Source organism: Thioalkalivibrio sp. AKL9 (genome assembly GCF_000377825.1).
Taxonomy (GTDB): Bacteria; Pseudomonadota; Gammaproteobacteria; order Ectothiorhodospirales; family Ectothiorhodospiraceae; genus Thioalkalivibrio; species Thioalkalivibrio versutus.
The window spans coordinates 46,322-67,608 of sequence record NZ_KB905115.1 but is presented as its reverse complement, the minus strand read 5'-3'; the positions used below and the strand labels follow the sequence as shown (position 1 = coordinate 67,608).

Below are 21,287 nucleotides of genomic sequence, written 5' to 3'. Positions count from 1 at the left end.
CCACACCGCCTCTTCCCTCCCCCGTCATCGCGAGGAGCGCAGCGACGAAGCACAAAAGCAGCGAAGCTGCGTTGAACGGCCGCAGGCCGGCCCGAAGAAGGACGCGCAGCGCGTCACCAACCGCACAAGCCCCGTCATTGCGAGGCCCCGAAGGGGCCGTGGCAATCTCCTCACGCTGGCAGAGCGCTGGAGTCACGATCCGTTGGTTCCGGACGGAGATTGCTTCGTCGCTGCGCTCCTCGCAATGACGGGGGCGGCGGTGGGGTCGGGCCCGCTGGGGTTATGGCAGGAACTCGCCCGTTTCCAGGAAATGGAGGGTCTCCTGGACCAGCAGACGGTTGACCAGCATGCCGAAGTGGGAGACCGGCATGGTGAGGTGGCGCGAGACCTCCGGGCCGCGCGTCTCGTCCACCGCGACCGTGCCATCGTGCGGATCCGGGAGCGGCGCGACCCAGGGCCCCGGCCCGAACGGCTTGCTGCCGGCGATCATGCCGACGTCGCGACCGCGCAGGACGGGACTGCCGCCGAGCAGGCCACGGTCCAGGGCGGCGCCCAGCCACCAGCGGCCAATTCGGTTCTGCGCGAGGCGCGCGGCCACACGACTGCCCTGCAGCGGCGAACCCAGCATCACGATACGCCCAGGGCGCTGCACCGGCGCGACCTCGAACAGGTGGCGCACGATCACACCGCCCAGGCTATGGGCAACCAGGTGCACGAGGTCGCCGGGGACATCCTCGAGAAACGCAGCCAGGGCGCGCGCGGCCTGCTCCGGCGTTTGCCGGCGCGAGGCATAGCGGAACCCGTGAACCTCGTGGCCGGCCGCGCGCAAACGGCGGCCCAGCAGGGCCATCTCCAGGCCCGGCATGTGCCAGCCATGGACCATGACCACACTGCTGCGCATGCCGGTCATGGCGTTCGGCCGGACAAGCGGTTACTCGGCCTGTTGCGTGGCGCTGGGACGCAGACGGATACCCAGCTCGCGCAGCTGCTTCTCGCCGACCGGGGCCGGGGCGTCGGTCAGCAGGCAGGCGGCGGTCTGGGTCTTGGGGAAGGCCATCACGTCGCGGATCGAGTGGGCACCGCTCATCAGCATCACCAGGCGGTCGAGGCCAAAGGCCAGGCCGCCGTGCGGCGGGGCACCGAAGTTCAGGGCATCCAGCAGGAAGCCGAACTTCTCGCGCGCCTCTTCCTCACCGATGCCCAGGGCCTCGAACGCGGCCTGCTGCATCTCGGGGTTGTGGATACGGATGGAGCCGCCGCCGACCTCGGTGCCGTTGAGCACCATGTCGTAGGCGCGGGACAGCGCCTCGCGCGGGTTGGCGCGCAGCGCCTCCGGACTGTCCACTGCCGGGGCGGTGAACGGGTGATGCAGGGCGTACAGGCGCTTGTCCTGGTCGTCGTACTCGAACATCGGGAAGTCGACCACCCACAGCGGCTGCCAGCCTGCCTCGACCAGCTCCAGGTCGTGGCCGATCTTCACGCGCAGGGCGCCGATCGCCTCGTTGACCACCGAGGCCTTGTCCGCGCCGAAGAAGATCAGGTCGCCGGCGGCGGCCGCGGTCTTCTCCAGGATCTGCCGGGTCACGTCTTCCGGCAGGAACTTGAGGATAGGCGACTGCAACCCGCCCTCGATATCAGCCGGGTCGTTGACCTTGATGTAGGCCAGGCCCTTCGCGCCGTAGCGGCCGACGTACTCGGTGTAGACGTCGATCTCCTTGCGCGTGAGCTTGGCACCACCCGGCACGCGCAGCGCGGCCACGCGGCCCTCGGGGTCGTTCGCCGGGCCGTTGAAGACCTTGAATTCCACCGCCTGCATCACCTCGGTCAGCTCGGTGAACTCCAGCGGGATGCGCAGATCCGGCTTGTCGGAGCCAAAGCGGGCCATCGCCTCGGCATAGGCCATGCGCGGGAACGGATCCGGCAACTCGACGCCCTGGACCTCGCGGAACAGGTGGCGAATCAGGCCCTCGGTCACCTCCATCACATCCGCCTCGTCGACGAACGCCATCTCCATGTCCAGCTGGGTGAACTCCGGCTGGCGGTCGGCGCGCAGGTCCTCGTCACGGAAGCAGCGGGTGATCTGGTAGTAACGATCCATGCCGGACATCATCAGCAACTGCTTGAACAGCTGCGGCGACTGCGGCAGGGCAAAGAAGCTGCCCGGATGCGTGCGGCTGGGCACCAGGTAGTCACGCGCACCTTCCGGTGTGGCCTTGGTCAGCATCGGGGTCTCGAGGTCGAGGAACTCGCGGTCCTCGAGGAAGCGGCGCATGGCCGCGGAGACCTGCGCGCGCAGGCGCAGACGCTGCTGCATCAACGGGCGGCGCAGATCCATGTAGCGATAGCGCAGGCGGGTGTCTTCGCCGACGTCTTCGTCGTCCAGCGGGAACGGCGGGGTCTTGGCGGCGTTCAGGACCTCCAGCTCGAGCCCGAGGATCTCCACGGCGCCGGTGGGCAGGTCGGGATTCTCGGTGCCCTCGGGGCGCCGGCGCACGCGGCCGGTCATGCGGATCACGTACTCGGTACGCAGCTGCTCGGCGCGCGCGAAGACCTCCTCGCGGTCAGGGTCAAACACCACCTGGACCAGGCCCGCATGGTCGCGCAGGTCCACGAAGATCACCCCCCCGTGGTCCCGTCGGCGGTTCACCCAGCCGCAAAGGGTCACCTCCGAGTCGAGTTCGTTCTCGGTGACACGTCCACACAGATGAGTTCGCATTGCGCTGTTCCAGCCGAAGGGCACGCCCGCCAGGGGCCTGCACGGTGAGTCGGGAAAACGGGACGAACATGGCGTTCGCACCCGCGAAAAGGCCGGAAATCTTACGATTTGCCCTGCCCCTGCGCAACCGGCGCCGGCGCTTCTTCAGGGCTTCTCATCGGTGTCACGACCCCCATGGACATCACGAACTTGAGACCATCCTCCACCGTCATGTCCAGTTCGATGGCTTCCTCGCGCGGGACCATGATCACGAAGCCGGAGGTGGGATTGGGCGTGGTCGGGACGAAAACGGTGATGACGTCACGCTCGGTGCGGTCCTGCACCTCGCCGACGGCGACACCGGTCATGAACCCCACCGACCACAGGCCACGGCGCGGATACTCGATCAACATCACCTTGCGAAACGCCTGCCCGCCGTCGGACAGCACGGTCTCGGTGACCTGTTTGACGGCGCCGTAGATCGAACTGACCAGCGGGATGCGGCGGACGATCGATTCGCCCACCGACACCAGCTTGCGCCCAACGATATTGGCCACCACCACCCCGGTCACGAACACCACCACCACCGCCAGCACGATGCCGGCACCCGGGATGGAGAAGCCGAGAATCGCCTCCGGCCGCCAGGGCGGCGGCAGAAGGAGGATGGTGAAATCCAGCAGGTCGACCAGCAGCTTGATAATGAAGCCGGTGACGATCAGCGGCAGCCAGACCAGCAGCCCTGCAATCAGATAGCGGCGCAGGGAGACCAGCATTGATCAGGTGCCGGTCGCGGCGGTACCGGTCTTGGCGCTACCGGAAGATGCGGACTTTCCGGAGGCGTCCGACTTCGTTGAGCTACTGCCGCTGGAACTGGTGGCCGAGCTGCTGCCCTCTTTCAGGTTGCGCTTGCCGTCCTTCTTGAAGTCGGTCTCGTACCAGCCGCCGCCGGCCAGACGGAAGCCGGCCGCTGACACCTGCTTGGTCAGGGCCTCGGCACCACACTCCGGGCAAATGGTGGCCGGCGGATCGGAGATCTTCTGCAGGATCTCGGAGACCTCGCCGCAATCCTTGCACTGGTATTCGTAAATGGGCATGACTGGAATCCTCGGAATGCATCCGCGAAAACACGGGTTGAGGCGTATTATGCGGCCGTTTTCGGGGAATGAAAGGCCTTCGCTTCCGACAATCCGTTTTCATAATCCAGAACGGTATTTCTCCGGCAAGCATGGGCAGCCCGCTCTCCTGCCCCCCTCAACGTCATCCCGGCGGACGCGCAGCGTAGAGCCGGGATCTCCAGCGTCAGCCCCTTCCCGACCGGGGAGATCCCGGATCACCGCTACGCGGTGTCCGGGATGACGGCAGTGGGGACGACGCGAATGTGTCCGGAATGACGGCGGTGGGTACGGCTCGAACGCGTCCGGGATGACGGCAGTGGGGACGACGCGAATGTGTCCGGAATGACGGCGGTGGGTACGGCTCGAACGCGTCCGGGATGACGGCAGTGGGGACGACGCGAATGTGTCCGGAATGACGGCGGTGGGTACGGCTCGAACGCGTCCGGGATGACGACAAGGCGGGAGCCGTTCAGGGCCATGCAGCCGATATCCGCCGCCACCGGGGGCGTCTCTTGATGCTGCCCGGCCAATCCGCGCTGGGGTTTGCGCCGGGCGGTCGGAGCGCGGATCATTCACCCCCAACTCGACGATACGACCGCGCAAGGACCTGTCATGGCCGAAAAGATCGTGATCATGCTGCTGAACCTGGACCTGGACCGCCCTGGCACGCTGGGGGCGCCCTTCTTCCAGGCCACCGTCGCCGCCGCGATGGATCTCGAGGTGGAGATCTACTTCGCCGCCGGCACCACACGCCTGCTGCGTCAGGGCGTGGCGGAGACCATCTACCCCGGCGAGGCCAGGGAGAAGTCCGTCTACAGCTTCATGCAGGACGCCCACGAGGCCGGCTGCGCCTTCTACGCCTGCGCCGGAGCGATGAGCGAGAACGGCCTGACGCTGGACAACGCAGTGCCGGAACTGGACGGGATGCGCGGCGGCGGTGCCTTCATCGGCGAGGTCGTCGAGGACGGCGTCGCCACCCTGACCTACTGAGCGCGCCGCCGTGAGTGACACTGCTTCCCGCGCCGTCCTGATCACCGGCTGCTCCAGCGGCATCGGGGCCTGTACCGCACGCGTGCTGCGTGATCGCGGCTACCGCGTGTTCGCCACCGCCCGGCGCGGCGAGGATGTCGCCCGGCTGAAGAAGGACGGCTTCGAGGCCTTGCAGCTGGATCTGGACGACTCCGCCAGCATCCACAGCGCGGTCACCGAGATCCTTCACCGGACCGACGGCCATCTGTATGCCCTGTTCAACAACGGCGCCTACGGCCAGCCCGGCGCCGTGGAGGATCTGAACCGCGCCACGCTGCGCGCGCAGCTGGAGACCAACGTCCTCGGCTGGCTGGAATTGACCAACGCCGTCCTGCCCGCCATGCGCCGCGCCGGCGAAGGCCGCATCATCCAGAACAGCTCGGTCCTGGGCCTGGTCGCCCTGCGCCTGCGCGGGGCCTACGTGACCTCCAAATTCGCGATCGAGGGCATGAGCGACACCCTGCGCCAGGAACTCCACGGCACCGGCATCCATGTCGCCCTGATCGAGCCGGGGCCGATCCGCAGCGCGTTCCGCGCCAACGCGCTGAAGGCCTTTCGCTACCACGTCCAGCGCGAACACGGCCCCTGGCAGGAGACCTACCGCGCCGCCGAGGCCCGCATGGCGGACGCCGAGGCCGATGCACCGTTCACGCTGGGGCCCGAGGCCGTCGCGCGCTGTGTCGTGCACGCCCTGGAGGCCCGCCGCCCGCGGGTGCGCTATCACGTGACCTTCCCCACGCGGCTGTTCGCCTTCCTCAAGTGGCTGCTACCGGCCCGCGCGATGGATGCCGTGCTGCGCGGTGTATCACGCGGGGAGAACCGCTGACCGTGGCACACTGCACCGCATGAACCTGATCTTTCTCGCGCTGATCGTGATCGCCGTGGCGACGGCCGCGATCCGCGAGATCCGCTCTACCGATCCCGACGAACAACCGATGCAGGCCCTGTCCGAGGGCGCGATCGAGGCCGCCGGTTCCGCGGTGGAGCTGGCACTGGGGCTGATCGGGGTGATGGCCCTGTTCCTGGGCCTGATGAAGATCGCCGAGGCCGGTGGCCTGCTGACCGTACTGGCGCGGCTGCTGCGGCCACTGATGGTGCGCCTGTTCCCGTCGGTGCCGCCCGAACACCCGGCGATGGGCGCGATGATCCTGAACTTCTCCGCGAACATCCTGGGTCTTGGCAACGCCGCCACGCCGTTCGGTATCCGCGCGATGCAGGAGCTGGAGAAGCTGAACCCGCACCCGGGCACCGCGACCAATGCGATGGCGCTGTTCCTGGCGATCAACACCTCCAGCATCACGCTGCTGCCCACCGGCGTGATCGCCCTGCGCGCCTCGCTGGGTTCCGAGGCCCCGGCCGCGATCCTGCCGACCACGCTGTTCGCGACCCTGTTCGCGACCATCGCCGGCATCGCCAGCGCGCTGATCCTGCAGCGCTACTTCCTGCCACCACCGGCAACTCGCAGCATTGATCCGGACCAGACGTCCGCGGATGACGCGAGCGAGCTGGACGACACCATGCGCGAGGCCGGCCGGGAGGCGACCGCCGAGCCGACCCAGGACGCCGACCCGACAGCGGACACGGCCAACCAGCAACCGATGAACATCGAGGTCCCCACCGAGGGCTATCCCGCGTGGGTCTCGCTGACCGTGCTGGCCGGAGTGCTCGCAATCATCCCGCTGACCATCCTCTACGGCCAGGCGATCGCGCCGTGGATCATCCCCGGGCTGGTCGTGGGTTTCCTGTCCTACGGCGTCATGCGCGGCGTACCGGTCTACGAGGTGTTCGTGGAGGGGGCGAAGGAGGGTTTCAATGTCGCGCTGCGCATCATCCCCTACCTGGTCGCGATCCTGGTCGCGGTGGGCATGCTGCGCGAGAGCGGGGCACTGGGGATGTTTGTCGGGCTGGTCGGGCCATTGACCACGCCGTTCGGCCTGCCGGCCGAGGCGCTGCCGATGGCGCTGCTGCGCCCGCTGTCCGGCTCCGGCGCCTACGGCATCATGGCCGGCATCATGCAGGATCCGGCCACCGGGCCGGACACGCATGTCGGCATCCTGGTCTCGACCCTGCAGGGCTCGACCGAGACCACCTTCTACGTGCTCGCCGTGTACTTTGGCGCCATCGGCATCAAGCGCGTGCGCCACACCCTGGCCGCCGCGCTGACGGCGGATGCCGTCGCGGTGATCGCGGCGGTGGCAATCGTCGGCTTCCTCTTCTTGTAGGACGGCGTGCGCGACGCACTCCCTCGCGGGGTCAACCGTCCGGGCGACTCGCGCGGCAGTGATCCAGCGCCCGCAGGAGGTCACTCGCACCGATCGGCTTGGTCAACAGGTCGTTGAAACCGGCCTGTTCGGCCCGCTGGCGCGTGGCATCCGTGGCATCGGCGGTCACCGCAATTACCGGGATCGCGGCCAGCTCCGGCTCGGCCCGCAACGCGCGCAGCACCTGAAACCCATCCATCACCGGCAGGTTCAGGTCCAGCAGGATCAGCTCGGGCGGATCCCGCAGGGCCATGTCGAGTCCCTCGGCGGCGGATTCCGCCATGCGGCAGTCGGCCGCGCCCTGCTGTTTGAGCATCTCGCGCATCAGACGCTGGTTGGCATCGTGGTCCTCAATGCAAAGCACGCGGCAGTCGCCCGGCGCGCCGGAGCCGCCGGGCAGTGCCGCATCGTCCCCGGTGCCGGACGGCATCCGGTCACGGGCCCGGGGCAGACGGAACCAGAAGGTACTGCCCTCTCCCGGCACGCTGTCGACCCCGATCTCGCCCCCCACCAGGTCGACCAGATTGCGGGTAACCGCAAGCCCGACACCGCTGCCCTCGATCCCTTGCTCCTCCGCCGCCAGCCGTTCGAACGGCTGGAACAACCGCCGGCACTGTTCCTCGGTCAGGCCCGGCCCGCTGTCACGCACAGCGATCCGCACATCAGCGTCCCCCACCTCGCCACTCACACGCACGCTTTCGCCGGGCCGGTTGTACTTGATCGCATTGGAGAGCAGGTTCAGGAGCACCTGCTTTAGCCGCCGCGGATCGGCCTGCAACATCACGGTCGGCAGGGCGTCCGGCTCAAGCTCCACGCGACACTCGCGTGCCATGGGCTCCAGCAGGGACAGACACTCCTCCAGGACGGGCCCCGGCGCCACCGGTTCCGGCTCGACCCGCATGCGACCGGCCTCGATTCGGGCCAGGTCCAGGATCTCGTTGATCAGGTCCAGCAGGTGCCGGCCCGCGCGCGTGATCTCCTCCAGGTGGCCACGCTGGTGTCCATCCAGCGCCGGATCGCTCTCCAGCAACTGGGCAAAGCCGAGAACGGCATTCATCGGCGTGCGCAGTTCGTGGCTCATGTTGGAAAGGAAGTCGGATTTGGCGCGGTTGGCCGCCTCGGCCGTCTCGCGGGCCCGATGGAGCTCCGAGCGACGGCGCAATTCGTCGGTAAAATCACTGAAGATGTTGAAGCCGTATTGCGGCTCCCCGCGGGCATCGCGCACCACGCCGATCGTGCTGGCCGTAATAAACACGGCCCCGTTGGCACAGCGCTGGGGCAGCTTGCCCGTCCAGGCCCCGCCCTCGGCCAGCACCTGGTCGATCTCCTGCTCCTCCTTTTTGTTCTCCGCCGGGATGATCCCCAGCTCGTGGAAATCCCGGCCCAGCAACTCCTCCGAACGGTAGCCCAGCATCTCCAGAGCAGCCAGATTGACGTAGACGAAGCGGCCTTCGCGATCCACCACCTCGATCCCCTGTTCGGAGGCTTCGAAGATGCGCTGGAACAACGCCAGGTGTTCCTGCGCCTGGTGCAGCTCGGTGATGTCCTGCAAGCTTCCGCCGACGTGCGTCAATCGGCCGTCGCTATCGAAGCGTCCGCTCGCGATCATGTGGACAAAGCGGATGCGTCCGCCGGGCAGCTCCACCCGGTGGTTGATCTCGTGGTGCCGACTCTCGCCGACGCCAGCCAGGAAGCTCTCGACCTGATGGCGGTCCTCCGGGTGAACCAGGTTCAGGTAGTCGTCACGTTCGAGCGGCGCGTCTTCGGCATCCAGCTCGAAGATCTCGCGGAGCACCCGGGACCAGGTGATCCGCCCATCAAGCGCATCCATCTCCCAGTTGCCGATACGCGCGAGCCGTTGCGACTCCAGCAGGCGGGTGGACAGGTCGGACAGCGCCAGCTCGGAATTCTTGCGCTTGGTGATGTCCTGCATCACGCCCAGCATGTACAGGATCTCGCCGTCCTGGCCGCGCACCACGTCGCCACGTTCCAGCAGCCAGTGTTCCGACCCGTCCGGCCACATCACCCGGTGTTCCAGCTCGAGGTAGGAACCGCGGCGTAGGCTGCTGGCGATGGCGGTGCGTACCCGGGCGCGATCATCGGGATGCACGGCATCCAAGAAATTGGAGACCGTCGGCTCCAGCCCGCCCTCGGGATAGCCCAGAAGCGGCGGGATGCGCTCCGACCAGCCCAGCGCCTCGCGGTTCGGCGCCCACTCCCAGGTCCCCATGTTGGCGAAGGTCTGGCTCGAACGCAGGCGGTGCTCCTGATGCTTCACGTGGGTGATCTCGGTGCGAATCGACACGTACTGGTAGGGACGACCGTTGCTTCCGAGATACGGGACGATGGTGGTCTCCACCCAGTACAGCGATCCACTGCGCGCCCGGTTGCACACCTCGCCCCGCCAGATCTGGCCGGCGGCAATGGTCTCCCACAAGTCGGCGTAGAACTCCGGCGGATGTTGCCCGGACTTCAGGATCCGGTGGTTGCACCCCATAAGCTCGGACACGGCGTAGCCGCTCACCCGCGCGAACCGCTCGTTGGCGTAGATGATATTGCCGGCGATATCGGCGATGCTGACCAGGGAGTGCTCGTTGACCGCCACGTGCTCGCGCTCGCGCTCGTACAGCGCATCCCGATAGGCCTGGCTGACCCCGTCAATCTGGCGCATCTGGCGCGCCCGTGCGGTGATGGTTGCCGCGACTCGCGCCGGCTCCACCGGCTTCAGGAACACCCCGGCAACCCCTGGATGCAACGTCATCAGGTGATTGATCCGACTGGGATCCTCGGTCAACAGAAGCAGCGGGATCGCGCCACCATTGTCCCGGGTGCGCAGCAACGCGACAAACGACTCCACCGGTTCGGCTAGCCCCTGCAGATCCAGGACGACCACATCCGCGCCGGCCTCGCGCAGATGACGTCGGACGACCTCCGGATCGGAGGCGGTGGCTACACCCAGACCGGCGCCAGTCAGGTACGACTCGAGGCCGCCGTCGGCCGCATCATTCTTGACCAGCAGCACGCGGTAGTCCGAATCGACGATCAGGCCGCCGATCTGTATCAACTGCTCGATCAGGGTGTCCGTGGCCAGCGGATGATCAAGACAACGCGCCACGCCTTGGCGCACGCATTCGAGTCGCGCCCCGGAACTCCAGCTGCGCGCAACAGCCAGCACCGGCAGACCGCTACCCAACGCGGCCCCCAAGCCGGGCAACCCGCCACCGTCCGTGGCCACGGTATCGGCGCACAGCACCACGGCGGATAAAGGGGCGTCCTCAGGGGCACTATCGGTCCCAGTGCCACCCATTTCACCCCGCGTCACGCGAAAGCCCTGCTCGTCGAGCATGCGAGCGATCTCGTCGCCGGCCTCGCCACCGTCGTCGATCAGGCACACCCGCGTTTCGGCCGGGCGCCCGCCCAAGGGCTGCATGCGGGCCTGCGCGACCGGACGCGCACGCTGCCGGTAGGCCTCAACACTCATCGCGAGGCGCCGAACCCCGGCATGGATCAGGTCGCGATCCGGCCCGGCCGGGGCACGACGAACGCCGGCCAGGGCGGCACACAGCGATTCAGCCACCGCGCGAATCAATCCGATATCGAAAATCTGGGCGGCCTGCGCCAGGGTCTGGGCCTCGCGGTACAGCGTGGTCAGCCGGTCGCCATCCTGGGCCGAACCGTCGAGGGCCCGGGACAGCCGCTCCAGTTCCGCAACCCGCTGGGCCAGGGACTCGAGAAACTCGCCCCGCAAACGCGCCAGCCCCGGCGATGCCGGGGCCGGGTTCACGGCCGTTGGCTGTAACGAATGCAACGGGTCAGTTCGGCGGGCCGCCCGGGTTGATGTCCTTGTCTTTCACGATGAAGTAGACCCCGATGGCGGCCAGCCCCATCCACATGAGCAGCGCGAACACCCCGAGGACCTCCCAGAGCGTCACGAAGAAAAACAGCATGATGGCGGCAGCACCAAGGAAGATATTGCCGATCACGAAATTGGACGGCCGGCGGGATTCATTGTCGGGCATGGACGGCTCCGGTGCAGGCGCCTGGAGCGACGCCAGTGAACGCTACTGTTTCTTGTAGGGGGTAAAGTCGAATTCCCCGGCGGTCATGTCGTCCCACAGATCGCTCTGCAGTACGGCCAGCAGCTTGAACAGCTTGCGCAGTTCGGGGTCGTCCATGAAGCGCTGGTCCTCGCTGGCTTTCAGCACCTCGACCAGGGTGGCGCACTGCTCACGGCTGATTCCGAGGACATTCAGGCCGTTCTCTCCCATCTCGACATCCATCGAGCGACTCCCATTCGGTTAGATGGCGCCGATTGTAGCCGGTCACGCACCGATGGCGAAAACGCCGGACTCCAGTCACGTCATTGCGAGGCCCCGAAGGGGCCGTGGCACAAAAGCGCGAAGCGCGTTGAACGGCCGCAGGCCGGCCCGAAGGGCGAGCGCAGCGAGTAATCTCCGGACGAACCCCCCGACGTTCGCCCTAGCCGGCGCCGGGGCCGGCCGTGTAGATCGCCACGTCGCTGCGCTCCTCGCGATGGCCGGTTTGGCTTACGCCGTCTGGGCGCGGATCAGGTCGACCCGGGTGCGCACGTACAGGTAGTACAGCACCGGGATGATCACCAGCGTCAGCAGCGTGGAGACGAACACGCCGAAGATCAGCGAGATCGCCAGGCCGGAGAAGATCGGGTCGTCGAGGATGAACCCGGCCCCGACCATCGCCGCCAGGCCGGTCAGCACGATCGGCTTGGCGCGCACCGCACCGGCGTGCACCACCGCCTCGATCACATCCACGCCGCGGCGAATCTCCTCGTTGATGAAGTCCACCAGCAGGATGGAGTTGCGCACGATGATCCCGGCCAGCGCGATCATCCCGATCATCGAGGTTGCGGTGAACTTGGCGTCCATGAAGAAGGCATCCATGAAGGCATGCCCCGGCATCACCCCGATTACGGTCAGCGGGATCGGCGCCATGATGATCAGCGGCACCATGTACGAGCGGAACTGCGCCACCACCAGCAGGTAGATCAGGAGCAGCCCCACCGAGTAGGCGATCCCCATGTCGCGGAAGGTCTCGTAGGTCACCTGCCACTCGCCATCCCACTTCAGCGAGAAGTTGTAGGGATTGTCCGGCTGACTGATAAACAGCTGCTCCAGCGGCTCGTCGTAGGCCATGGGCTGGTCGCGCAGGCCGAAGAACATGTCGAATATGCCGTACAGCGGGCTATCCAGCCCACCGGCCAGGTCGCCCATCACGTAGACCACCGGCAGCAGGTTCTTGTGGTGGATCGAGTGCTCGAGACTCGAGTCGACGACATTGACGACCTCGGACAGCGGCACCAGCGTGCCGTCGCGCGAGCGCACCTTGAGCCCGAGCACCGGGTCCAGGCTGCCCTTCTCGGCCTGCTCGAACTCCAGGCGCACGGGCACCGCGTACTTTACGTTGGAGCCGTAGAGGTAGGTCACGTCCTCACCCGACAGGGCGGTCTCGATCGCCTGCACCACCGCCTGTTGCGACACACCCAGGCGCGCGGCGCGTTCGCGGTCGACCTGCAGGATCTTCTTCTGCCCGGGATACTCGACCGAGTCGTCGATATCGGTAAGGCCATCGGTGTTCTCGAAACGCTCGCGCACCTGCCGGGCGATCTCGATCTGGCCGTCGTAGTCCGGTCCGTAGATCTCGGCGACGATCGGCGACATCACCGGCGGCCCCGGCGGGACCTCGACCACCTTGACCGCCGCGCCATGCCGATCGGCGATCGCGTTGATCGCCTCGCGCACGCCGAGGGCCACCGCGTGGCTCTTGCGATCGCGCTCGTAGGAATCGACCAGGTTCACCTGAATGTCGCCGACGTGCGAGCCCTCGCGCAGGTAGTACTGACGCACCAGGCCGTTGAAGTTGATCGGCGCCGCGGTGCCCGCGTAGGTCTGCACGTTGTGCACCTCGGGGACCGTCTTCAGGTAGTCCCCCATCTCCGCCAGCACGCGGGAGGTCCGTTCCAGGCTGGTCCCTTCCGGCATGTCCAGCACCACCTGGAACTCCGACTTGTCGTCGAACGGCAGCATCTTCATGACCACCAGCTGGAAGTACGCCAGCGACACCGAGGCCAGAATCAGCACCAGGGTGCCCACCCACAGCGCCAGGCGGTTGACCTTCTTGCGTCCGCCAGTACCAAGGAAGGGCAGCAGCAGGGTGTTGAAGAGCTTCATCAGCCCGGCCGAGGCGCTCTCGCCCTCCGCGCCATGACCACCACTGGCCGGCGCGGCATGCTCATGCTTCTCGGCCTGGCGACGCAGGACCTTGTAGGTCAGCCAGGGCGTGACTACGTAGGCCACCGCCAGCGAGATGATCATCCCCATCGAGGCGTTGATCGGGATCGGGCTCATGTACGGGCCCATCAGGCCGGTCACGAAGGCCATCGGCAACAGTGCCGCAATCACCGCAAAGGTCGCGAGGATCGTCGGTCCGCCCACCTCGTCCACCGCGAGCGGAATCGCCTCGATGAACTTCTTGCCGCCCTTGGCCATGTGCCGGTGGATGTTCTCGACCACGACGATGGCGTCATCCACCAGTATCCCGATGGAGAAGATCAGCGCGAACAGCGACACCCGGTTAAGTGTGAAGCCGTAGGCCCAGGAGGCAAACAGCGTGATCGCCAGGGTGATCACCACCGCCACGCCAACGATAAACGCCTCGCGCCAGCCCAGCGCGATCCACACCAGGATGACCACCGAGGCGGTTGCCAGGATCAGCTTCTGGATCAGCGTGTTGGCCTTGTCGTCCGCGGTCTGGCCGTAATTGCGGGTAATGGTCGTCTCGATGCCGTCCGGGATGTAGGTCCCGCGCAACTGCTCCAGCCGCTCGACCAGGGCATCGGCGATATCCGGGGCATTGGTCCCCGGCTGCTTCGCGATCGCCACCGTGACCGCCGGATGGCTATCACCCAGGCGCGCGCGATCCCCCGCGGCGGCGCCATGGGCAAAGCGCACATGCTCGGTGGCATAGGCCGGACCCTGTACCACCTCGGCAACATCCGACAGGTAGACCGGGCGATCCTCGTGCATCCCGACCACCAGGCTGGCGAACGCCTCGGGCTCGGTGATGAAGTCGCCGGCCTGGATCAGGATTTCCTCGTCGTCCTGGTACAGCCGGCCAGCATCGCGCGAGAAGTTCGAGGCCTGAAGGCTGTCGCGCAGGTCGTCCACCGACAGGTTGTGGGCCGCCAGGGTCTCCGGCTTGAAGCGCACATGCACCACGTGATCCGGCCCACCGACGGTGTAGATGTCGCGGGTGCCCGGCACGCGCTTGAGCTCGGCCTCGATGCCGTGCGCCACACGCAGCAGGTCGTGCCCGCCGCGCTCGGGATCCTCGGTCCACAGGGTCACGTTGACGATCGGCACGTCGTCGATCCCCATCGGCTTGATGATCGGCTCGCCGACCCCCAGCCCCTGGGGCAACCAGTCCTGGTTGGAGAACACCTGGTTGTACAGGCGCACCAGTGCCGCGGTGCGATCCTCGCCGACCTCGAACTGGATGGTGATCTGCGCCATGTTCGGGCGCGAGGTCGAATAGATGTCGTCGATGCCCTCGATCTCCGAGAGCACCTGTTCGGCCGGCGTGGCCACCAGCTGGGCCACCTCCTGCGCGCTCGCCCCCGGGAACGGGATGAACACATCGGCCATGGTCACGTTGATCTGCGGCTCTTCCTCGCGCGGCGTGACCAGGATCGCGAACAACCCCAGCAGCAGACCGATCAGGGCCAGCAGCGGGGTGATCTGGGTAGTCAGGAAGGCCTTGGCAATGCGCCCGGAGATCCCCATGCGCTCGGACGCCCCCTCCGTGCCGGCATCGCTCATCGGTTCACCTGCTGATGTTCCTTCAGATAGATCTGCGCATGCACCGGATCCAGCGCCACGCGTTCATCGTCGTCCAGACCGCCGAGGATCTCGATCATGCCGTCATGCTGGCGCCCGACCCGCACCTGGCGGAACGCGACCCGATCGTCCTCATCGACGACGTACACGGCAATAACCTCGCTGCGATAGACCACGGCCTCCACCGGCACCAGCAGGCGTTCAACGTCCTCCACCACGAAGGCGGTCTTCACGAACATGCCGGGGAAAAGGCCCAGGTCCTGCTGCTCCGGCAGGTTCACGCGAATCCGGAAGGTGGAGCTGGCCGGGTCGGCATAGGGGAAGATAGTCAGGCTCTCGGCCGCCACCCGGTCCCCGTTCAGCAGGACCTCGGCACTGCGCCGCTCGCGCACGTTGTGGATCAGGCGCTGCGGCACATCCACGGCAACGCGCAACTGATCCAGGCTGATCCCGGACAGCAGCGGTGAACCCGGGCTGACCGATTCGCCGACCTCGACATGACGCTCGGTGACGATCCCGGAATACGGCGCATACACCTCGGTGTAGCCGAGCTGCTCGCGGGCCTCCTCGACCCGACCTTCGGCCGAGCGCAGGCGGGCACGCGCCGAACCCAGCGCGGCCTCGGCGCGGTCGAACTCGGAGCGCGAGACCACCCCCCGCTCGAACACATCCTCAATCCGGTCGAACTCCGAACGCGCCTCGTTGAAGCGGGCGCGGGCGTCGGCCAGATCGCCCTCTGCCTGGCTCACACGAGCCTGCTGCTCGGTATCGCTGACCCGAACCAGGAGCTCGTCGACCTCGACGAAGTCATCCACGTCCACGTAGATCTCGCGGATGCGCCCGGACGTCTGGGCGGAGATCGTGGACCGCTGCACCGCCTCGACGCGGCCATCCAGGATGCGTTCCTGGGCAATCGTCTGGCGTTCCGCGGTGGCCGTGTCGAACGGCAGCTCCGCCTGGGCCGCAAACGGCAACAGCAGCAGGGCCCACAGGGTGTGGCGCATCCGGATTCGTGTCATGGGGTCTTTCCTTGCTTGGTGAGGTCGCCGGGGATGGGCCGTCTCGCACTTGTCCCGGCTCCATATATTAGCTTTTTCTAATTTATTATTTCCTGATGCTGAACGCAATCCGGGCGCATCCTCCCGCGACCGGTCCGCTCCCTCGCAGCGAGTATAGCCACCCTGACAAGGGTTTCACCCACCCCGGCGACTCGCCGGGACGCTGCAGCGCACCCGCGCTCCCCGTATCATGGCGACCGATCCGGGAACCACACAAGATCTGGAGGACGCCATGCCGCTGCTGCGAGTCGAGACCAATACCGCCCTGCCGGACGATGCCACCGGCCTCAGCCAGCGCCTGTCCGCGCAGGTCGCCGACTGGCTGGGCAAGCCCGAGGGCTACGTGATGGTGGCCTGCACGCATAACCCGGCCATGTGCTTTGGCGGCAGTACCGATGCGCTCGCCTACTGCGAGCTCAAGAGCATCGGCCTGCCCGAGGGCCTGACCCGCGAGCTGTCGCGCAAGCTGTGCGACGCCCTGCAGGCTGAGCTGGGTATCGAACCCGCCCGCGTCTATATCGAATTCGCCGATGCCCCGCGCCACTTCTGGGGCACCAACGGCACCACGTTCTGAACCCTTTCCAGCCATCAACCACGGACTGCCCCCGATGCGCGTCTCGCAATTCCCGCTGAACACCCTGAAGGAAACCCCGGCCGACGCCGAGATCATCTCCCACCAGCTGATGCTGCGCGCCGGCTACATCCGCCGGCTGGCCTCCGGGCTGTACACCTGGCTGCCACTGGGGCTGCGCGTGCTGCGCCGGGTCGAGGGCATCGTGCGCGAGGAAATGAACCGCGCCGGGGCGCTGGAGGTGCTGATGCCGGCGGTGCAGCCCGCCGAGCTGTGGCAGGAATCCGGGCGCTGGGACTTCTACGGCGCCGAGCTGCTGCGCCTGAAGGACCGCCACGACCGCGACTTCTGCTTCGGCCCGACCCACGAGGAGGTCATCACGGACCTGGTACGCCGCGAGGTCCGCAGCTACCGCCAGCTGCCGATCAACTACTACCAGATCCAGACCAAGTTCCGCGACGAGCGCCGCCCGCGCTTCGGGATCATGCGCGCGCGCGAGTTCCTGATGAAGGACGCCTACTCGTTCCACATCGACGGCGACTCGCTGGCCGAGACCTACCGCCAGATGCACGCCGCCTACACCCGCATCTTCGAACGCTGCGGGCTGGACTTCCGCGCGGTGGAGGCCGACACCGGCGCCATCGGCGGCAATGCGTCGCACGAATTTCACGTCCTCGCCAGCTCCGGCGAGGACGCCATCGCCTTCTCCCCGGCCGGCTTCGCCGCCAACGTCGAACTGGCCCCCTGCCCTCAGCCGGACCCGGCCCCGGCACCCGGCACGGAGATGGCGAAGATCGCCACACCCGACGTGCACACCATCGACGAGCTGGCGGGGTTCCTGAACATCCCGACCGAGCAGACGGTAAAGACCCTGGTGGTCGCCGCCTCCGAAGAGATCGACGCCGACCTGGTCGCCATCGTGCTGCGCGGCGACCACGAACTGAACGCGGTCAAGGCCGAGAAGCACCCCTGGATCGCCGAACCGCTGCGCATGGCCGAGGCGGCCGAGATCCGCACCGCATTCGGCGCCGACCCCGGCTCGCTGGGCCCGGTGGGCAGCCCGATCCCGGTGCTGGCCGACCAGGCGATGCTGGGCATGGCCGACTTCGTGGTCGGCGCCAACGAAGACGGCCATCACCTGACCGGCGTGAACTGGGGCCGCGACCTGCCGCAACCGGAGAGCGCGGACCTGCGCAACATCACCGAGGGCGAACCGGCCCCCGACGGCTCCGGTCCCATCGAAATCCGTCGCGGCATCGAGGTCGGCCACATCTTCCAGCTGGGCGACAAGTACAGCCAGGCCCTGGGCGCCCGCGTGCTGGACGAGGACGGCCGCGAACAGGTCGTGACCATGGGCTGCTATGGCATCGGCGTCTCGCGCGTCGTGGCGGCGGCCATCGAGCAGAACTCCGACGAGCGCGGCATCTGCTGGCCCACCGCCATCGCGCCCTTCGATATCGCGCTGTGCCCGATCGGCGCGAAGAAATCCCAGCGCGTGCGCGAGGCAGCGGAGAAGCTCCACGACGACCTGCAGGCAGCCGGCTTCGAGGTCCTGCTGGACGACCGCGGACAGCGCCCCGGCGTGATGTTCGCCGACATGGAGCTGATCGGCATCCCGCACCGCATCGTCATTGGCGAACGCGGCCTGGACGCCGGCGAACTCGAGTACCAGGACCGCCGCGCCCCCGAGGCCGAACACCTGCCGCTCGACAACCTGATCGACACCCTGCGCGAACGCCTGCGGGGATGAGGCACGCGCTTTGTCTGCGGTTCATGATGTGCTGATCCGAAACGCCGCCACGCGCGGCAAGCGCCGGGTGCAATGGAACACATAGCGTTCACGCTGGAGATGGGGATCGTGTTCGGCCTGCTGGGGCTGACGATCCTGCTGTTCGTGACCGAGGTGATCCGGATCGACCTCGCGGCGCTGAGTGTGCTGTTCCTGCTGGGGATGGTCGCGCTGGTGCCGGGGGTCGCGCCGATCGTCGAGGGCGAGGCGCTCTTCTCCGGCTTTGCCTCGAACGCGGTCATCGCGATCATCGCGGTGATGATCATCGGCACGGGGCTGGACCGCTCCGGAGTGATGAACCGCCTGGCGGACCTGATCCTGCGGTTTGGTGGGAAGACGGAACGCCGGGTGATGGCGACCACCTCGGGCGCCGTGGGCATCGTGACCAGCTTCATGCAGAACATCGGCGCGGCCGCGCTGTTCATGCCGGTGATCAATCGCATTGGTGCTGCCGCCCGCATCCCGCGCTCGCGCCTGCTGATGCCGATGGGTTTTGCCGCGATCGTCGGGGGCACACTCACACTGGTCGCCTCCAGCCCGTTGATCCTGCTCAACGACCTGCTACCCGGGGATGTCGAGGGCTTTGGCCTCTTCGACGTGACGCCCATCGGGCTGGCTCTGCTGGCCACCCTGATCCTGTACTTCGCGGTGCTCGGGAAATGGGTTCTGCCCGCCCGCGATCCGCAGACGGAAGACCCGGACGAGAGCCGGGTGCAGACCACTTCCGCCTGGTTCCGCGAGGTCTATGGCATGGACTTCGGCGTGCGCGAGGCGCGCCTGGGCGAGGACAGCTCGCTGGCCGGACGCACGGTGGGCGATTTCGAAGCGGCCTTTGGCGTACACGTCGTCGGCGTGACCAGCGATGACGAGACCCGCATCGAGCCCAACCGCGACGTGGAACTGAAGCACGGGGCGCACCTGGCCATCCTCGGACCGGTCACCACCATCGAGAAGACCTGCGACAGTACCGGGACCGTCCTCAAGGACGAGCTGGATGTGTTTGCGCGCGTGCTGTCGGCCCGCCATGGCGGGATCGCCGAGGTCATCGTGCCGCCCGGCTCGGAGCTGATCGGACAGACCGTGCGCGACAAGGGCATGCGCCGCACCTACGGCATCTCGGTCCTGCGCATCCAGCGCGGCGACGACCTGATCATCGAAGAGGTCCCGGACACCCCGCTGAAGGCCGGTGACACGCTGGTGGTGCATACCCCATGGGAGCACCTGCAGGCGCTGGAGGACAACCGCGACTTCGTGGTGGTGACCAGCCGCTATCCGCGGCGCAAGCAGGAGGCCTCGAAGACCCACCGGCCGCTGGCTGCGCTCGGGTCGCTCGCGCTGGGGCTGGGGCTCGTGCTGTTCACCGACCTGCCGCTGGCGCTGGCCCTGCTGGGCGGCGCACTGGGGATGATTTTCAGCGGCGTCATCAGCATGGACGAGGCCTATCGCGGCATCAGCTGGAAGACGGTGTTTCTGCTGGCCTCGCTGATCCCGCTGGGGCTTGCGGTGGAGAACTCCGGCGCCGGGGAGTGGATCGCGACCAACGGCATGCAGCAGCTGGAGGGGATGCCGGTCTGGGTATTGCAGGTCGCGGTCTTCCTGTTGACCACCTTCTTCACGCTGGTGATGTCGAATGTCGGCGCCACCGTGCTGCTGGTGCCGCTGGCGGTCAGCTTCGCGAGCGTCGCCCAGGGCATGGGCATCGACGCCGATCCGCGGGTCTTTGCACTGATCGTCGCGATCGCCGCCTCCAACTCGTTCATCCTGCCCACCCACCAGGTCAACGCCCTGATCATGGACCCCGGCGGCTACCGCGTGGCCGACTACCTGCGCGCCGGCTCCCTGATGACCGTGCTCTTCATGGTCGTCTCGCTGCTCGTGATCAACCTGATCTTCTGAGCCCGGTTCAGCCCCGATACAGCCTGGACGGAGAGACTGGCGGCAGCGCCCCTGCACCGGAACCCGATATGGCCGAAACCCTTCATCGAATGCTCCCCTTGGCAGCCGCATCCATGGTGCTGCTTCTGGCCGCCTGCAGCCCGCGGATCTACGGGGTAAGCGAGGAACAGTGGGACACGATGGGCGAGGCCGAGCGTGTCGAGGCCATCCGCGCCTGGGAATCGGTGCAGAAGGCGCGCGAGGCGCGCCTGCAGGCGGAGGCCGAGCAGGAGGCGGCGCTGGCGGCCGAACGGGCGGCGCAGGTCGCCGCGATCCGCAGCGGCGATGCGGGACTGCCGGGGGACCTGATCCGCGTCAGCCTGCGCGGCGGGACCCTGCGTATCGGCGGGCGCGAACGGGCGCTGGAGCCGACAAGCTTTACCCTTGCCACTGGCGAGACCCGCAGCATCGAGGTCCACGCCGAGCGCTATCGCAGCGAGCTCGACGTCGCCTATGAAGACGGCCTCTTGCTGATCGACCTGCCGCGCCATTCCCGCACCGGGGCCGCACGCGTCGCCTGGGACGGCGACTGGATGCAGGGGGCCGAGTCCCGCATTCGTTCGGACGGGCCACACCGGCTGCGCGACGTGCGTGCCTTCGTCCAGGTCATTCCGCCACCGGGCCGCCCGCTGCGGCGCTACTGACGCGCCATCGGGTCAACCGGTGGAGAAGTCTCCCGGCGCCGGGTCGGGCGGCGGCAACTCCTCGGCCTCCACCGCGTCGACCCGCGCCATACGCGGGCCGTCCGCCAGCCACTCCTCCAGCGCGTCCAGTGCATTGCGCGGACCCACGGCCAGCACCTCCACGCTGCCGTCCGGTTGGTTGCGGGCATAACCGGTCAGGTGCAGGCGTTGCGCCTCGTCGCGGGTGGCCGCGCGGAAGAACACGCCCTGTACCTGGCCGCTCACACGCCAGCGGCGGGCATGGTTATCATTGGTCTCCGTCATTTGTTGTCCTCCGGAG

The 21,287-nt window shown here is 67.3% G+C and carries 17 protein-coding genes; 7 read left to right on the top strand and 10 right to left on the bottom strand.

Annotated features, from left to right (window positions below):
- Positions 1–280: 280 nt before the first annotated feature.
- From D573_RS0111715 to D573_RS0111700, 4 genes are all read right to left on the bottom strand, one after another.
- Complete coding sequence (locus D573_RS0111715; protein ID WP_018938742.1) at positions 281–910, bottom strand: triacylglycerol lipase; 630 nt, start codon at positions 908–910, stop codon at positions 281–283.
- Between the two features lie 21 nt (positions 911–931).
- On the bottom strand, positions 932–2,716 hold the full coding sequence (aspS, locus tag D573_RS0111710; protein ID WP_018938743.1) for an aspartate--tRNA ligase: 1,785 nt from the start codon (positions 2,714–2,716) through the stop codon (positions 932–934).
- A gap of 101 nt (positions 2,717–2,817) precedes the next feature.
- Complete coding sequence (locus D573_RS0111705; RefSeq protein WP_018168499.1) at positions 2,818–3,468, bottom strand: DUF502 domain-containing protein; 651 nt, start codon at positions 3,466–3,468, stop codon at positions 2,818–2,820.
- A gap of 3 nt (positions 3,469–3,471) precedes the next feature.
- Positions 3,472–3,789 (bottom strand): FmdB family zinc ribbon protein, encoded by a 318-nt coding sequence (locus D573_RS0111700; protein WP_018143892.1) that lies wholly within the window; start codon positions 3,787–3,789, stop codon positions 3,472–3,474.
- Positions 3,790–4,422: 633 nt separating this feature from the next.
- On the opposite strand from D573_RS0111700, the gene D573_RS0111695 reads away from it, so the two are divergent.
- Genes D573_RS0111695 through D573_RS0111685 form a run of 3 tightly spaced genes read left to right on the top strand, consistent with a single transcriptional unit; the run spans position 4,423 to position 7,061 of the window.
- Positions 4,423–4,800, top strand: coding sequence for a DsrE family protein (locus D573_RS0111695; RefSeq protein WP_018143893.1), 378 nt, complete (start codon positions 4,423–4,425; stop codon positions 4,798–4,800).
- Between the two features lie 10 nt (positions 4,801–4,810).
- A complete protein-coding gene (locus D573_RS0111690) occupies positions 4,811–5,665 on the top strand; it encodes an SDR family NAD(P)-dependent oxidoreductase (protein WP_018168497.1) in 855 nt (284 codons plus the stop codon).
- Between the two features lie 19 nt (positions 5,666–5,684).
- A complete protein-coding gene (locus tag D573_RS0111685; RefSeq protein ID WP_018938744.1) occupies positions 5,685–7,061 on the top strand; it encodes a nucleoside recognition domain-containing protein in 1,377 nt (458 codons plus the stop codon).
- 31 nt (positions 7,062–7,092) lie between these two features.
- Here the strand turns inward: D573_RS0111685 and D573_RS0111680 are convergent, their stop codons facing one another.
- The 5 genes from D573_RS0111680 to D573_RS0111660 all read right to left on the bottom strand — a co-directional run bounded on the left by D573_RS0111680 (position 7,093) and on the right by D573_RS0111660 (position 15,975).
- Positions 7,093–10,884, bottom strand: a complete 3,792-nt coding sequence (locus D573_RS0111680; protein ID WP_018938745.1) for a PAS domain-containing protein — start codon at positions 10,882–10,884, stop codon at positions 7,093–7,095.
- A gap of 28 nt (positions 10,885–10,912) precedes the next feature.
- A complete protein-coding gene (locus D573_RS0111675; protein WP_018176042.1) occupies positions 10,913–11,119 on the bottom strand; it encodes a hypothetical protein in 207 nt (68 codons plus the stop codon).
- Positions 11,120–11,161: 42 nt separating this feature from the next.
- A complete protein-coding gene (locus D573_RS0111670; protein WP_018938746.1) occupies positions 11,162–11,380 on the bottom strand; it encodes a hypothetical protein in 219 nt (72 codons plus the stop codon).
- A 267-nt stretch (positions 11,381–11,647) separates the two neighbouring features.
- Positions 11,648–14,953, bottom strand: coding sequence for an efflux RND transporter permease subunit (locus tag D573_RS0111665; RefSeq protein WP_018938747.1), 3,306 nt, complete (start codon positions 14,951–14,953; stop codon positions 11,648–11,650).
- Positions 14,950–15,975 (bottom strand): efflux RND transporter periplasmic adaptor subunit, encoded by a 1,026-nt coding sequence (locus D573_RS0111660; RefSeq protein ID WP_018938748.1) that lies wholly within the window; start codon positions 15,973–15,975, stop codon positions 14,950–14,952. Before D573_RS0111660 ends, D573_RS0111665 begins: the two co-directional genes overlap by 4 nt.
- Before the next feature lie 286 nt (positions 15,976–16,261).
- Between D573_RS0111660 and D573_RS0111655 the strand changes: the two genes are divergently transcribed.
- From D573_RS0111655 to D573_RS0111640, 4 genes are all read left to right on the top strand, one after another.
- Positions 16,262–16,603 (top strand): phenylpyruvate tautomerase MIF-related protein, encoded by a 342-nt coding sequence (locus D573_RS0111655; protein ID WP_018649775.1) that lies wholly within the window; start codon positions 16,262–16,264, stop codon positions 16,601–16,603.
- A 34-nt stretch (positions 16,604–16,637) separates the two neighbouring features.
- A complete protein-coding gene (locus tag D573_RS0111650; RefSeq protein WP_018938749.1) occupies positions 16,638–18,350 on the top strand; it encodes a proline--tRNA ligase in 1,713 nt (570 codons plus the stop codon).
- Positions 18,351–18,422: 72 nt separating this feature from the next.
- On the top strand, positions 18,423–20,285 hold the full coding sequence (locus D573_RS0111645; protein ID WP_026287980.1) for an SLC13 family permease: 1,863 nt from the start codon (positions 18,423–18,425) through the stop codon (positions 20,283–20,285).
- A gap of 68 nt (positions 20,286–20,353) precedes the next feature.
- Positions 20,354–20,968 carry a hypothetical protein gene (locus tag D573_RS0111640; protein ID WP_018938751.1) on the top strand — a complete coding sequence of 205 codons (615 nt, stop codon included), beginning with the start codon at positions 20,354–20,356 and terminating at the stop codon, positions 20,966–20,968.
- Positions 20,969–20,980: 12 nt separating this feature from the next.
- On the opposite strand, the gene D573_RS0111635 is transcribed toward D573_RS0111640, so the two are convergent.
- A complete protein-coding gene (locus D573_RS0111635; protein ID WP_018938752.1) occupies positions 20,981–21,271 on the bottom strand; it encodes an acylphosphatase in 291 nt (96 codons plus the stop codon).
- Between the last annotated feature and the right edge of the window lie 16 nt (positions 21,272–21,287).